Origin of the sequence: Neobacillus sp. GCM10027624 (assembly GCF_042675345.1) — a bacterium.
Taxonomy (GTDB): domain Bacteria; phylum Bacillota; class Bacilli; order Bacillales; family Cytobacillaceae; genus Neobacillus; species Neobacillus cucumis_D.
The window spans coordinates 516,083-530,548 of record NZ_JBHTHD010000013.1 but is presented as its reverse complement, the minus strand read 5'-3'; the positions used below and the strand labels follow the sequence as shown (position 1 = coordinate 530,548).

Here is a 14,466-nt window from a genome sequence, read left to right as displayed (position 1 = left end):
AATTAATCATTTGCTATTTTTTCAGAATTAAATCCAATATCCTGCTGGTTCTTGACCTTCTCCTTTTTTCTGTAAAAAAGAAAGTAAGAACCAATCACTAGGATTGTAAGGAGTGAAGTAAGATAGAATTGTTCACGCATTGAATCGATAAAAGCTTGGGCAACAAAAATAATAAATAGGATGACAATCGTAGCATAGGTTAAATGAGGGAATAACCACATCTTCACTTTAAGTTTTTTAGGATCTTCCTTTTCCGCTCTTAATCTCAAGCGTATATGGGAGAAAGCAATAAAAATATACATCACGATGGTTACGCCACCGGAAGCATTAGCCAAAAATACAAACAATCCATTTGGCGAGACAAATTTAAACGCGGCGAATATATAGGTAAAGATAACGCTTACAGCTAAGGCCCAAAGCGGAATCCCTCTTTTGCTGACCCGAGATAGGAACTTTGGAGCCGTTCCCTTTTTCGATAGAGCGTACAGCATCCGAGAACTTGTATAGAGCCCGGAATTTAAAACAGAAAGAAGTGAAATGAAAATTACTCCATTCATGACTTGAGCAGCTGCCGGAAGACCCGCCATATCGAAAACACTGGCATAAGGAGACTGCAGCAAATCCTTTGCACCCTGTGGGATAATCATAACTAATATCGCTACAGAACCGACAAAGAACAGCAGAAGCCGCCAAACTACAGCATTGATCGCCTTTATGATATTCTTTTCAGGGTTTTCCGACTCTCCCGCTGCAATCGCTGCTACCTCACTCCCTGATAGCGAGAAGGTAATAAAGATTACACTTAGGAGCACAGGCATCCATCCATGTGGGAAGAACCCGTCGCCCGACATCAGGCTGCTAATCCCTGTCGCTTTAACTCCTGGAAACAATCCAAAAATAATTACTGTCCCAACGCATAGAAAAATAACAATAGCAGAAACCTTTATAAAGGCTAACCAGTATTCAAATTCCCCATAGGCCTTAACCGAGAAAACATTCGTGGCTGTCATTAAAATAGGAAAGACTAAACTTGCTGCCCATGCAGGTATAGAGGGAATCCAATTGTGGACAAATGTTCCCAATAAGGTTGCTTCAATCGCGACAATAATTACCCAGTTGAACCAGTATAACCAGCCAATCGTATACCCTGCCCACGGACCAAATGCTTGCTGTGCGTAAGTAGCAAAGGAACCACTATCAGGGTTAACAACTGCCATTTCTCCCAGCATCCGCATAATCAGAACAATCATTAATCCGGCAATGATATAAGAAATCAGCGCACCAGGTCCTGCTGACATAATCATCGTTCCGCTTCCTATAAATAGGCCTGCACCGATTACACCGCCAATCGAAATCATGGTTACATGCCTTGTCTTCAGATCATGTTTCAGTTCATGATTTTGAAACCCCACTAAACATCCCCCCAATTTTATCGATATACATCTATATTTAATGCAATTAACGTGCCAACAGTAATTTCCCTTAAATTAGACAAAAAAGTCGAACTTTTTTAAAAAATCGATTCATTTTCGAATTAAATGTAGATTTTTTCGATTCATTTATTGATTATTGATTCGATTCTGAATTATATTTAAAGTAGATTACGAGATACAAAAGGAGAACTCATGTCGATAGCAGAAATTATTTTAGAGACTCTTGTAAAAACATCCAATAACAATATCACCATCACGGATGAAAAAGGGGTTATTTTGTATACCAATAGTGAGCATTGGACGGTTTATGAAGACGGACCAAAAGAATACATTGGGAAATCTATTTTTGAACTTCAGGAACTAGGAATCTTAACGCCCTCGATTACGGCAAAAGTACTAACAGAACAAAAACCCATTCAAATTATGCAAAACACAAAAAAAGGAAAAATCATCATGTCGACAGCTTATCCCATTTACAATGATAAGGGGGAAATCATCCGGGTTATTAGTTACGCCCTTGACCGAACGGAAATTAGCAGCCTTCAGGCTCAGTACGAACAATTAGAAAGAAAGTTAAAAGAGTATCAAATCGAGATGGAGGAACTAAAGGGCAGAGAGGACATCCTCTATCGAAGTAAGGAAATGCAGCAAATCGCTAAAACCATCCAGCGGGTAGCCCCTACCGATGCTACAGTGTTGATGTTAGGAGAGTCTGGAGTTGGAAAAAGCATGCTAGCCCGAAAATTGCATACTTATAGCAACCGGCATAAAAAACCTTTTATCGAAGTAAATTGCACCACCATCCCAGCAAGTTTATTTGAATCGGAAATGTTCGGTTATGAATCCGGGTCCTTTACAGGCGCCCAAAAAAACGGGAAACCAGGATTGATTGAACAAGCCCATGAAGGTACGTTATTTTTAGATGAAATCGGAGAACTGCCCTTGTCCATCCAAGCAAAATTATTAAAGGTTTTACAAGAAAAAAAGTTTATCCGAGTGGGCGGAACAAAAGAGCGACATGTTGATTTTAGGTTAGTAACAGCTACAAATAAAAATTTAGAAGAAATGGTCCAAAAAGGAGAATTCCGTCTCGATTTATTTTATAGACTGCATGTAATTCCCCTTTCTATTCCTGCTTTACGCGATCGAAAGGAAGATATTTCTCTTTTGATTAATCATTATATTGAGTTAATGAACAAAAAATATAAAACAGCGAAAAAATTACACCCATCTGTATTTGAAAAATTACTTAATTATAAATGGCCCGGGAATGTTCGGGAATTAGAGAACTTACTTGAAAGACTTGTTTTAACTACCGAAGAACCTATTATCCGTCAGCATTCACTCCCCACCTCCATTCTGGGCGAGGGATCCACACACGAGGAGGATATCTCCCTGATTGAAAATCTGATAACAGAAGAAACGAATCTTAAAACTGTATTAGATCTGGTGGAAAAGTGGATGTTGGAAAAAGCTCAAAAGCAATGTAAATCCACTTATGAAATAGCTAAATATCTTGGTATCAGCCAGCCATCGGTTATTCGTAAACTAAAAAAACACAAAGAAGAGTTAGATAATTTCCAATAACCTAGTCATGAAAAACACCTCATTCGTTCAGAATGAGGTGTTTCGTTTATCCGATATGTTTGATCATGGCTACTTCATCACAGCAATTAAACTTAGGGCAGTTCATACAATCCACCCAAACCTTTTCAGGCAAAGTCTCCTTTGCCACAATCTCAAAGCCGCATTTTTTGAAAAATTCTGTTTCATAAGTGAATGACATTACACGGCTAATTCCAAGTTCGGGTGCATCCTCTACGAGGCGATTCACCAACTTTCGGCCAATCCCCTTCCCGGCATGTTCCGGAGATACAACCAATGAGCGTATCTCTGCAAGATCTTGGCCTAATACATGTAATCCCGCAACACCCAGTATTTTATTATTTTCTTTCATAACATACAAACATTGTAAATGTTGATAGAGTGATAAGTATGTGCGTGGCAGCACAATTTCTTTTTCCGCATATATTTGGATTAAATTATAAATATCTTTTACATCCCCGGTTACTGCACGATAAATATCCATCTGTTTGCTCCTTTTGTAATAATATTATAAATATACATCTATATGTATTTTTACTCAATATAAATATTTTAAGTATACAATATATTATCGTGTTCTATTTTTCCACAAATGTTTTTTTAAATAAAAAAGACAAATTCATTTTCTGAACTAGGTCCAAGAAAATGAATTTGTCCTGTATATTTACCCAAAGGGGTAGGGTAACAAATTAAAATGATTGTTATTGATTGAAGCGTCCGCGCTGACGGAGTAATTCCCTGTTTAAGTTTGGATTTTTTTCAAAGGCAGCACGGCCATGAAGCCAGAAAATATTATTAACAACTACAAGATCTCCTACTGGAAGTTCCAACTCTGTTACACTCTCATCATTTTCCATTGAGTCGGACAAGTCACGAAGATATTTTGCTTGTTCAATTGTTTCAGGATAGACAAATTGATCGATAAAACACATACCAGGTTTGTTATGATAATTGAAAAAGGTTAGGCGCTCAATCTCTTGATCAACATTTTTGCTTTTTGGCGCTTTATAAGTGAATTTGTAGTTGGCTAACGGATGGCTCGTAAAATGGTCAAGCTCCTTCCAGTCATCAAGATGTAATAATCGTGATTCCCCGCCAACTGCATTTTCTTCCACCATCTTCATCATCAATAACCAGTCGGTAGGTTCATCCACAAACGTACCATCCGTATGGAGGGTAAATAAACGATACGCTTGGCGCAAATACGAATCACTGCTATCTGTATCCTTTACACTAAACCGCGCATAATACTTTCCAGACATAGAATCATGGTTAGGAGTTCCTAATAAATGAGAGATGGCTGTTGCAAAAATAACGTATTCGTCTGTATTTTCGGTAACACCTTCTAAACCAAGGGTAAATCCACCGGACTCCCTGTCATGAACAATACCGCGCAGGATTTCACCAAACTCTTCTCCTACCTCGTCTAATAAATAGGAAGTAACAAGAATACGAGCATATGGTGTGTATTCCAAGTGTTGAACAGAATAATTTTCCTGTGCTACACGATCAAGAAATTTAGCAATGCTTTCTTTTGACAACTGAATGTGGTACAAACGGTTCGTCTGCGGATGAACCTTTACTTCATAGTTTTCCGTTACTCTTTCAAATTTCGCGAATGTTTTTTCTGCAATACTCATGTTTCATTCCTCCAATTTTTAATAGAATTAGTATTTTAAAAAACAGGAAATATAAAAAAGCCAGTTGCAAAAGGATTCCTAAACAATTAGGAATTTACTTTTTTGCAACTGGCTTGGGTTCACTTGATCGTTCTACGGAAATAGAATCGTAGCGAATAGGCAGTCTGTTATTATTTTTCCTGTTTTCGATTATTTATAATTGTTCCCGATTTTGAAATGGTAGCTTTCAAAAGGAGAGCATACTATAAATATAAGTTACTTATAGTATAAAACTTATAAACTTACTTGTCAAACTCTTTTTAATATTTAAACGATTATAGCGGATTTTATTATTTTTGTTTCCGCAGGAATCCGCCTTACGATCTCTTTCCCAATCTCTATTGATGCAGTTGCTGCTGGTGATGGGGCATTACACACGTGGATCGAGCGTTTTCCCATTATAATATTGAAGTCGTCTACCATATTCCCATCATACTTTAAGGCCTGGGCCCGAACACCCGCCGGTGCTGGAATCAGATCATCTTCCTGAATTTCCGGTATTAATTCTTGAAGACTTTTGGTAAATTGCTTTTTACTGAAGGAACGGACATATTCTTCTATTCCTTCTTTCATAAATTTACCTGCAAGTTTCCAAAACCCTCCGTAACTTAAAACTTCAGCAAGGTCTTTCGCATTAAAATCCGTTTTTTTATACCCTTCCCGTTTAAAACTTAATACGGCATTAGGACCTGCATCGACTTCGCCGGAAATCATCCTAGTAAAATGAACGCCCAAGAACGGGAATTTAGGATTGGGAACAGGATAAATAAGGTGTTTTACGAGATAACGTTTTTCCGGTTTTAATTTAAAATATTCACCACGGAACGGGACAATTTTCATATCTGTTTTATACCCAGCAGCCTCAGCGACACGGTCACTGTGCAGCCCGGCACAATTGATGACCATATTTGCTTTGATTGTTCCTCTTGAGGTTTCAATGCTCACTTGATCTGATTCCTCGTGGATTTTTTCTACTTTTGTATTTAATTGAATCTCACCGCCGTTTGCAACAATGATCTCAGCAAATTTCTCACTGACTTGGCGATAATTTACGATTCCTGCCATTGGTACCCGTATTGCACCTACCCCTCTAACATGGGGTTCAATTTCCTTTAATTCATCGGATCCAATGCGCTGGATACTCAAACCGTTTTCTAATCCCCGCTTATGTAGATTCTCAAGAAGCGGAATTTCTTCCTGTTTGGTCGCGACAATGACTTTCCCGCATATATCATGATCAATCCCGTGGATTTCACAGAACTCCCTCATCGACTGACTACCCTGGCGTGCAAAGCGGGCCTTAAAGCTGCCCGGCTTATAATAAATACCAGAATGGATTACCCCGCTATTATGACCGGTTTGATGTTGTGCAACAGCTGACTCCTTTTCGATCACAACTACTTTTGCATCGGGAAAACGTTGATAAATGGCCATACCTGTTGATAGACCGACAATTCCCCCTCCAATAATTGCAAAATCAAACATTTGCAAATCCCCCTTTTTTAGTTATTCAGCTCTTCCATATACTGAATTAAATTATTCTTTGTTCGCAAAATATGAAATTCAACAGCTGCACGAAGTTCTTTCGCATCCCCCCGTAAAACAGCTTCATAAATCATCCGATGTTCCCGCTGTGTCTCACGGTGATAATCGACAAGTAGATTCGGTGCTATTGGTGAGATACCAAGCGTTTCCACCATTTTTTGAACTCTTATCCACGGACACCCTTTCCGTAATGTTTCATGAAAAGCGGCATTCAACTGAATATATTGATCATTGGTGGCATCTGATATTTCCAGCTCTTCCATTTGGATGAGGATATCCTTTAATCGGTTTTTATCTTCTTCTGTTAAAAAAGGAAGTGATTTTTCAACAGCCAGTCCTTCTAATAATGTACGTGTATGGTAGATTTCTTCGATGTTGTCTTTTGTGATCGGTGTAACAATAGCTCCTTTATGCGGAATCATTTCAACTAAGCCTTCCATTTGAAGCTGTGTTAATGCTTCACGAATCGGCATCCGGCTAACTTCTAGTCGTTCCGCCCACTCTTCTTGGATTAAACGGTCGCCTTTTTTCAATGTTCCATTCAAAATCGCTTTGCGAAGGCTCTTTGTTACAAATTTTACGACTGTAGACTTATCTTCACTTGTTTTACTCAAAATTTTATCCACCTCTTTTTAGATTGGATACAATATAATCAATATATCAGTAAAAATAGCAATTTTCAATATGTTTTTAAAGTAATTGGATACAATTATTTTAGATTGGATACAATTATGATAATAATCATAAAAAAAAAGCCTCTGGCAAATGTACTATTTTGCTAAAGGCTAATTTTTTATCGTTTTATTGCTTCATCTTTGGATCCAATACATCTCTCAATCCATCACCCATTAGGTTGAATCCCAATACTGTCAGCATGATGGCGATACCAGGGAAAAACAATGTCCATGGTGCCTGTACAAGATATTGCTTTGAATCCGAAAGCATTTTCCCCCATTCAGGTGTTGGTGCTTGAGCACCCAGACCAAGGAAGCCTAATGCTGCTGCTTCGATAATCGCAGTTGCAATCGCAAGGGTTGCCTGGACAATTACCGGAGAAATACTATTAGGAAGAATATGCTTAAACAGAATCCGAGTATCCTTCATCCCTACCGCACGTGCCGCCATAATGTATTCTTCCTGCTTTACACTAAGAACTTTCGAACGTACAAGCCGTCCGAAGTTCGGGATATTGATGACCGCAATTGCAATCAATGCATTTTGTAATGAAGGTCCCAAAATTGCCACAACCGCAATCGCTAATAGAATACTAGGGAAAGCCAGCATAATATCAAAAATACGAGAAATAATCGTATCGACCCAGCGCCCGTAATACCCAGCGACAATACCTAAAAGTGTACCAAGAACTACGGAGCCTAATACAGAGAAAAATCCTACCCATAAAGAAATTCTTGCTCCATAGACAATCCGTGAGAAAATATCGCGTCCAAAATCATCGGTTCCAAACCAATGTTTTCCGGATGGAGCCTGTAATCTTTCAGCCAGCACCTGCTCTTTATAGCTATACGGTGCGATTAAAGGCGCTACTATGGCTAAAACAATAAAAAATAGAACAATTGCTAAACCAATAACAGCTAATTTATTTTTGTAAAACGCTTGTACTGCTTCCTTCCACGGAGGTGTAAGCTTTTCTTCTTCAACGGCTGCCGAATTGATCTCGACTGTATTCTTTGCAAGTTCAGCCACTTAAAATCCCTCCTACTTCGTGTACTTTATTCGTGGATCAACAAATACATACATTAGATCCACAATTAAGTTAATTAAAACAAAGATTGCCGCGATAATCAGGATTCCTGACTGTATTACCGGATAATCACGGTAGGCAATAGCATCATATAAATAACGTCCGATTCCAGGCCAGCCGAAAATGGTTTCGGTTAGGATTGCTCCTCCCAACAAAAGACCCATTTGTAAACCGATTACGGTTAAAACAGGGATAACAGCATTTTTCAATGAATGCTTGTACACTACCCAAAACATACGAAGCCCTTTTGCCCGCGCTGTTCGGATATAATCAGATCGCATGACCTCAAGCATAGTAGCCCTTGTCATCCTAGCGATAATGGCCATTGGAATGGTTGCCAAAGCAAAACTTGGTAAAACCAAATGCTTTAAAACGGTACCAAATTGGTCAAATCTGCCCTGCAATAAGGTATCGACCAGATATAGATTCGTGATCGCCGAAACCGGGTCTCGGACATCCTCGCGTCCAGTGGTTGGAAACCAGCCTAAGTGGATGGAAAACGCCCATTGCTCCATTAAACCCAGCCAGAAAATCGGAAGGGATACTCCTACAAGTGCAAGAACCATAGCCACATAATCAAACCATGATTTTGAAAACCATGCACTGATAATCCCTGCATTTACCCCAACAACAACAGCGATAATCATTGCCACAACTGCAAGTTCAATCGTTGCTGCTAGGTAAGGCCAAATTTCTTCATTGATTGGACCTCTTGTCCGTAAGGAAGTTCCTAAGTCACCGTGAAGAAGTGCTTTAATATAGTCAAAATATTGTATGTACCAAGGATTATTTAAGCCTAATTGTTCAGTAAGCGTAGCAATCGCTTCTTTTGTTGCTCTTTGGCCGAGGATTACCTGTGCAGGGTTTCCGGGAATGGCGTGGATAATAGCAAAAACGACTAGGGTCATTCCAAATAATACCGGGATTAATGAAAAGACACGGCGTACCGTATATGTAAACAACTTTCTCACCCTCTTTTTTCAATGATGGTTTATGAGTCCGATGCTGTAGTTAACAAAAGGGGAGGCCAAGCTCCCCTTCCGCAACAAGATTATTTGAAGTATACGTTTGTAAATGGCTCAGACCCTGTTGGATGTGGAAGATATCCAGCAACATCCTTAGCAGCTGCCATTAATGGTGTTGAGTGCACAAGCGGAATCCACGGTGCATCTTCGTGAATAATTTCTTGAGCTTGTTTATAAAGATCATTACGTTTTGCTTGATCACTTTCCTGTTGAGCCTTGATTAAAATGTCATGTAATTTGTCATTGCTGTACTGGGAATAGTTATTACTTCCAATGCTGTCTTTATCTAATAATGTGTAAATAAAGTTATCAGCATCTCCGTTGTCTCCCGTCCAACCAAGCATATAGGCATCAAATTCACCTTTGTTTGCTTTATCTAGGTAAGTCGCCCAGTCAACCGATTTAATTTCAGCTTTTACACCAATTTTGCTAAAGCTTTCTTGAATAACCTCAGCTACTTTTTGTGCTTCTGGCATATATGGACGTGCTACAGGCATTGCCCAAAGATCCATTTTAAATCCATTTGGATATCCTGCTTCAGCCAATAGTTTTTTCGCCTTTTCTAAATCATATGGATATTCTTGAATGGCATCATCATAGCCTTCAATGGAAGGAGGCATTGGGTTCTTCGCCGCAACTGCTTTACCGCCATAGAAGGAATCAATAATCGCTTTCTTATCAACTGCCATGTTTAATGCTTGACGAACAAGCTTGTTATCAAATGGTTTACGCGTCACAGTTAAACCGATGTAACCTACATTCATAGAAGGGCGCTCGATTACCTGCAAATTCGCATTGGATTTTACTTGCTCTTCATCAGAGTTGTTCAATCCATCCATGATGTCAATTTCACCGTTTGCTAACGCATTAAGACGTGCAGTGTTTTCAGGAATAACACGGATAATCACTTTGTTTAACTTAGGTAAGCCTTTTTGCCAGTAGTCTGGATTCTTTTCAAGAACGATCCGGTCATTTTGTTTCCACTCAACAAACTTAAATGGACCTGTTCCAACTGGATGTTCTCTGAATTTATCACCATATTTTTTAACAGCAGCCGGGCTGGCAATTCCAAATGGCGACATTGCTAAGTTCTTTAAGAATGGAGCTTGTGGTCTTTTTAAAACAAATTGAACGGTATTCGCATCTACTGCTTTTACTTCTTTAATAACATGACCTTTGTCCTTCTTAAAGCCGCCGAACATTGTATAGTAAGGGAATTTATCAGCATCTCCATTCATCCAGCGGTCAAAGTTAAATACAACAGCATCTGCATTGAAGTCTGTGCCGTCATGGAATTTAACTCCTTGACGAAGATGGAATGTGTAAGTTAAACCATCTTTCGATACTTCCCACTTTTCAGCTAGTCCTGGTCGTACAACTGTATCTTGCGGACCATAATCAAGAAGCGTTTCAAAAATATTTTCTGTTACTCTGTAGGTTTCCCCTTCAGTCGTTGTAATTGGGTCCAATGAAGTGGAATCACCACCGCGTGCAAAGACAAGCGTATCTTTTTTCGATCCGCCGCTTGATGCAGTGTCTTTTTTACCATCAGCGTTATTACTTGTTTTACTGCTGCAGCCAACAAGGAACATGCTGATTGCCAAAATCGAAATCAGTAACAATTTCATTGTTTTCTTCATGCGTTCGTTTACCCCCATTTTTTCTTTAAAAATTTTTATCATAAACGCCTCATGCTTTACTCGTTAAACAAGTGGCATGCTACGTAATGACCATTCACATTTCGTTCTGCTGGTCTAGTCGTTTTGCAGATGTCCATACATTCCGAACATCTTGTGTGAAAAGCACAGCCTGAAGGAGGGTTGGCCGGACTTGGCAGCTCTCCCTCAATTAAAATCGTTTCCCTTTTAATATCAGGATCCGGAATGGGTACGGCTGAAAGAAGTGCTTTTGTGTAAGGATGCAATGGATTTTCGTATAGTTCCTCACTATCAGCTAATTCTATTAATCTACCTAAATACATTACGCCGACCCGGTCACTAATATGACGGACGACCCCTAAGTCATGGGCGATAAATATGTAAGTAAGTCCAAATTCCTGTTGGATATCTTTCATTAGGTTCAATACCTGTGCCTGAATCGATACATCGAGAGCAGATACAGGTTCATCGGCGATAATCAGCTTCGGTTTCGTCATCAATGCTTTCGCAATTCCAATCCGCTGGCGCTGGCCGCCGCTGAATTGATGCGGATATCGCTTTGCGTGATAGCTGCTTAAGCCAACTACTTCAAGCATTTCTTTTACCCGTTTCTGTCTTTCTTCTTTTGTTCCAATGCCGTGGACAATCAATGGCTCCTCAAGAATCTGTTCAACAGAATGGCGGGGATTCAAAGAAGCATAGGGATCCTGGAACACCATTTGGATATCCCTGCGCGTTCTTCGTAATTCTGATTTCGACATACTGGTAATCTCTTTATCTTCAAAAATAATTTTCCCGTCACTTGCCTCAATCAGGCGCATCAACAGTCTTCCGGTTGTGGATTTCCCGCAACCGCTTTCACCAACGATTCCAAGTGTCTCTCCCTTTCTTACATAAAAAGAAACATCATCGACTGCCTTTACTTCTCCTTTTTTTCTGCCGAGAAGACCACCCGTTATTGGGAAGTATTTTTTTAAACCGTTAACTTCAAGAAGTAACTCCGACATGTTTGTCACTCCTCTCCCCAAATGTATGTAATAAACATCTCACTTCATGTCCGTCTTTTTCCATTTTGTACAATTCCGGTGATTCTTCAAAACATTGTGAAAACGCTTCCGAACATCTCGCCGCAAATCTGCATCCTTTCTTCACTGTTCCCGGTGCAGGAACATTTCCTGGGATGCTGTATAATCTATCTTTTTTTCCTCTTAGATCTGGTACGGATTTTAGTAATCCCTTTGTATACGGATGCTGCGGATTTTTAAGGATGGTTCGTACATCGCCTTGTTCGACGATTTGGCCGGAATACATTACAATGACTCGTTCACAAATTTCGGCTACTACTCCTAAATCGTGGGTAATAAGAATGATGGATGTGTCTGTTTTTTCATTTAAATTCTTCATTAAAGCAAGGATTTGTGCCTGAATGGTTACATCTAGAGCAGTTGTCGGCTCATCGGCAATCAGCATTCTTGGGTTACAGGCCATAGCCATTGCAATCATCACACGCTGCCTCATCCCACCGGACAACTGGTGTGGATACTCTTTAAGAATTCCCTCAGCTCGCGGAATACCAACTAGCTTTAATAATTCAATGCATCTTAGATTTGCTTCTTTTTTGGAAAGATCAGTATGTAATTGAATGGCTTCAATCAGTTGATTCCCAATGGTAAATAACGGATTTAATGATGTCATCGGTTCCTGGAAGATCATTGAAATCTGATTCCCGCGGATTTTTCGCCACTCTTTTTCCGATAAGGAGGTTAAATCTTTGCCTTCAAAGGAAATTTCTTCGGCTTCAATTTTCCCCGGGGGAATTGGAATTAAGCCCATGGTGGTTAAAGAGGTTACGCTTTTTCCACTGCCTGACTCCCCAACAATTCCAAGAATTTCTCCTTCTTTTAACTCGAAGCTGATTCCATCCACTGCTGGGACGTATTTCTTCCCTGATAGAAAGGAAACTTTTAGGTCTTTAATTTTTAGAATAGGGTCTTTGCTCACATTTACACCTACCTGTAAGTAAATTATTTTATGTATTTCTGAGCTTTGAAAATATTATAATATAATAAATATTATGGAAATTATGACATATTTTTATTATATCGACAATTTCTGAATATGGCAATAATTTTAAAAATATTATTATTTTAATTAAAAAAATTAAAAAAGACCTGTTCCAATGCGTTTTTACTTTCAAGCATTGAAGTCAGATCTCATAGTTTTAGTCTATTATTTTGGTTCTATTAAAATTTAATCTGTTTCTAATATAACGATTGAGGAAGGAACATTTCCCTCTGAAAAGTCATTTACAAATTATAGTGTAAAAGTGATAATACTTTTCTTAATTCCTTCACATCGATTTGTCCGGGTGCGGAAGATTTCTTTGCAGCACCAAATGTTAAGGCAGAACCAAACAGCTCCCCTGCCAGACGGCTGATGACCCCTTTACCCGCCATAGACATGGTTATAATCGGGCGGTCTGCATACTGTTCATTCATAGTGTTGGTTGCTTCTAATAGAGTTAAAACATCTGCAGGACTTTTCGGCATTACAGCGATTTTCGGTAAATCGCCACCTAATCCCTGAGCTTTTTGCAATCTTGCTATGATTTCTTCTTTTGACGGTGTTTTTTCAAAATCATGATTAGAAACAATGGTGTAAACATGATTTGCATGAGCTGTATCGATTAGGTTTGTAACATCCGTTTCATCATTAAATAACTCGATATCAATGATATCCACCAATCCGGTTTCGGCGATTTTCTGATTTAATTCTAGATAATAGGCTGCGCTTATTTCCTTTTCGCCGCCTTCTTTTACACTTCGGAAGGTAAAAATTAGGGGTATGCTGTTTAGGATTCCTCGGATCTCACTGAGCACTTCCTTAACTTTTTCAATTTCCGCAACCTGATTAAAAAAATCAACCCGCCATTCTACGAGATCAATTTCCAGCGTTTTTATATGTTTTGCCTCTTCAATTAGAGTCTCAACCGAATTCCCTACCATTGGGACACAAATTTTCGGTTTCCCCTCACCAATGGTAACTCCTCTAATTGTTACATTCTTTTTCAAACGAATCACTCCTTTCTATTAAATTTCTAATTTGATTCATCAGATGATCAACTATATAATTCCCAAGCTAATTTTAATGACTCTACAATGTAATCAGCAATTTCTTCAGCATCATGTTGGTCTGTTTCTACTTTTGAATGATGAATAGAATAAATCTCTTGCCGTTTATAAAAGAGTTCTTCTATTTCTTCAATTGACTTTCCCTGTAAAACTGGCCGGCTATCGATGATTAAACTGATTCGTTCCTTCCAACTCTCCCAAGGCAAGTCTAGGAATATCACGATACTGGATGATAAACACACTTTTCTGATTTCCTCTTGTAAAAAAGCTCCTCCGCCTAGGGAAATAATTTTTAACCTTTGTTCACATATTTCTGTAATTACGCTTTTTTCTTTTTCCCTAAAAGCTTTTTCACCCAATTGGCTAAAAATCTGTGAAACCGGCATATTATATTCCTTCTCGATTACCTCATCAATATCTAAAAAATCACGATAGAGTTTTTTGGCAACCGCCTTCCCGATCGTGGTCTTTCCCACACCCATAAATCCGATAAAAACAATGCTTTTTTCTTTTAATGGCACTTCACGTTTCAACAAAATCATCTAACCCCCACAAAGGTAAAAAACATATAATTAAATTAATCTTCTAACAATTATAATCTTCTAGCAGGGAAAATAAAAGAGGCTCT

13 protein-coding genes are annotated in these 14,466 nt (G+C 38.9%); 1 reads left to right on the top strand and 12 read right to left on the bottom strand.

Translation table 11 applies throughout. The features are described from left to right. Nucleotides 1-2: 2 nt before the first annotated feature. The gene (locus ACFQZ9_RS23545) at nucleotides 3-1,412 is read right to left on the bottom strand and encodes an amino acid permease (RefSeq protein WP_286180213.1); all 1,410 of its coding nucleotides are present in this window, start codon (nucleotides 1,410-1,412) and stop codon (nucleotides 3-5) included. Between the two features lie 213 nt (nucleotides 1,413-1,625). Between ACFQZ9_RS23545 and ACFQZ9_RS23540 the strand changes: the two genes are divergently transcribed. After that, nucleotides 1,626-3,020, top strand: coding sequence for a sigma-54 interaction domain-containing protein (locus ACFQZ9_RS23540; RefSeq protein ID WP_198312061.1), 1,395 nt, complete (start codon nucleotides 1,626-1,628; stop codon nucleotides 3,018-3,020). Nucleotides 3,021-3,066: 46 nt separating this feature from the next. On the opposite strand, the gene ACFQZ9_RS23535 is transcribed toward ACFQZ9_RS23540, so the two are convergent. The 11 genes from ACFQZ9_RS23535 to ACFQZ9_RS23485 form a co-directional block, all read right to left on the bottom strand. Further along, nucleotides 3,067-3,522: an N-acetyltransferase gene (locus tag ACFQZ9_RS23535; RefSeq protein ID WP_198312060.1), complete on the bottom strand. Its 456-nt coding sequence runs from the start codon at nucleotides 3,520-3,522 to the stop codon at nucleotides 3,067-3,069. A gap of 217 nt (nucleotides 3,523-3,739) precedes the next feature. After that, nucleotides 3,740-4,678, bottom strand: a complete 939-nt coding sequence (glaH, locus tag ACFQZ9_RS23530) for a Fe(II)-2OG oxygenase family protein (RefSeq protein ID WP_498945760.1) — start codon at nucleotides 4,676-4,678, stop codon at nucleotides 3,740-3,742. Nucleotides 4,679-4,984: 306 nt separating this feature from the next. Then, on the bottom strand, nucleotides 4,985-6,202 hold the full coding sequence (gene lhgD, locus ACFQZ9_RS23525) for an L-2-hydroxyglutarate oxidase (protein ID WP_498945759.1): 1,218 nt from the start codon (nucleotides 6,200-6,202) through the stop codon (nucleotides 4,985-4,987). Between the two features lie 17 nt (nucleotides 6,203-6,219). Then, nucleotides 6,220-6,876, bottom strand: coding sequence for a GntR family transcriptional regulator (locus tag ACFQZ9_RS23520; protein WP_498945758.1), 657 nt, complete (start codon nucleotides 6,874-6,876; stop codon nucleotides 6,220-6,222). A gap of 187 nt (nucleotides 6,877-7,063) precedes the next feature. After that, nucleotides 7,064-7,966, bottom strand: a complete 903-nt coding sequence (gene nikC / locus ACFQZ9_RS23515; protein ID WP_198312057.1) for a nickel transporter permease — start codon at nucleotides 7,964-7,966, stop codon at nucleotides 7,064-7,066. A 12-nt stretch (nucleotides 7,967-7,978) separates the two neighbouring features. Continuing rightward, a complete protein-coding gene (locus ACFQZ9_RS23510; protein ID WP_198312056.1) occupies nucleotides 7,979-8,986 on the bottom strand; it encodes an ABC transporter permease in 1,008 nt (335 codons plus the stop codon). An 89-nt stretch (nucleotides 8,987-9,075) separates the two neighbouring features. Then, nucleotides 9,076-10,689: an ABC transporter substrate-binding protein gene (locus ACFQZ9_RS23505; RefSeq protein WP_498945756.1), complete on the bottom strand. Its 1,614-nt coding sequence runs from the start codon at nucleotides 10,687-10,689 to the stop codon at nucleotides 9,076-9,078. Nucleotides 10,690-10,745: 56 nt separating this feature from the next. After that, the gene (locus ACFQZ9_RS23500; RefSeq protein ID WP_198312054.1) at nucleotides 10,746-11,714 is read right to left on the bottom strand and encodes an ABC transporter ATP-binding protein; all 969 of its coding nucleotides are present in this window, start codon (nucleotides 11,712-11,714) and stop codon (nucleotides 10,746-10,748) included. Beyond that, nucleotides 11,695-12,708, bottom strand: a complete 1,014-nt coding sequence (locus tag ACFQZ9_RS23495; RefSeq protein ID WP_498945755.1) for an ABC transporter ATP-binding protein — start codon at nucleotides 12,706-12,708, stop codon at nucleotides 11,695-11,697. Before ACFQZ9_RS23495 ends, ACFQZ9_RS23500 begins: the two co-directional genes overlap by 20 nt. Before the next feature lie 305 nt (nucleotides 12,709-13,013). After that, nucleotides 13,014-13,778, bottom strand: coding sequence for a type I 3-dehydroquinate dehydratase (gene aroD, locus ACFQZ9_RS23490; protein ID WP_498945753.1), 765 nt, complete (start codon nucleotides 13,776-13,778; stop codon nucleotides 13,014-13,016). A 47-nt stretch (nucleotides 13,779-13,825) separates the two neighbouring features. Then, nucleotides 13,826-14,380 carry a shikimate kinase gene (locus ACFQZ9_RS23485; protein ID WP_498945751.1) on the bottom strand — a complete coding sequence of 185 codons (555 nt, stop codon included), beginning with the start codon at nucleotides 14,378-14,380 and terminating at the stop codon, nucleotides 13,826-13,828. Nucleotides 14,381-14,466: the final 86 nt, after the last annotated feature.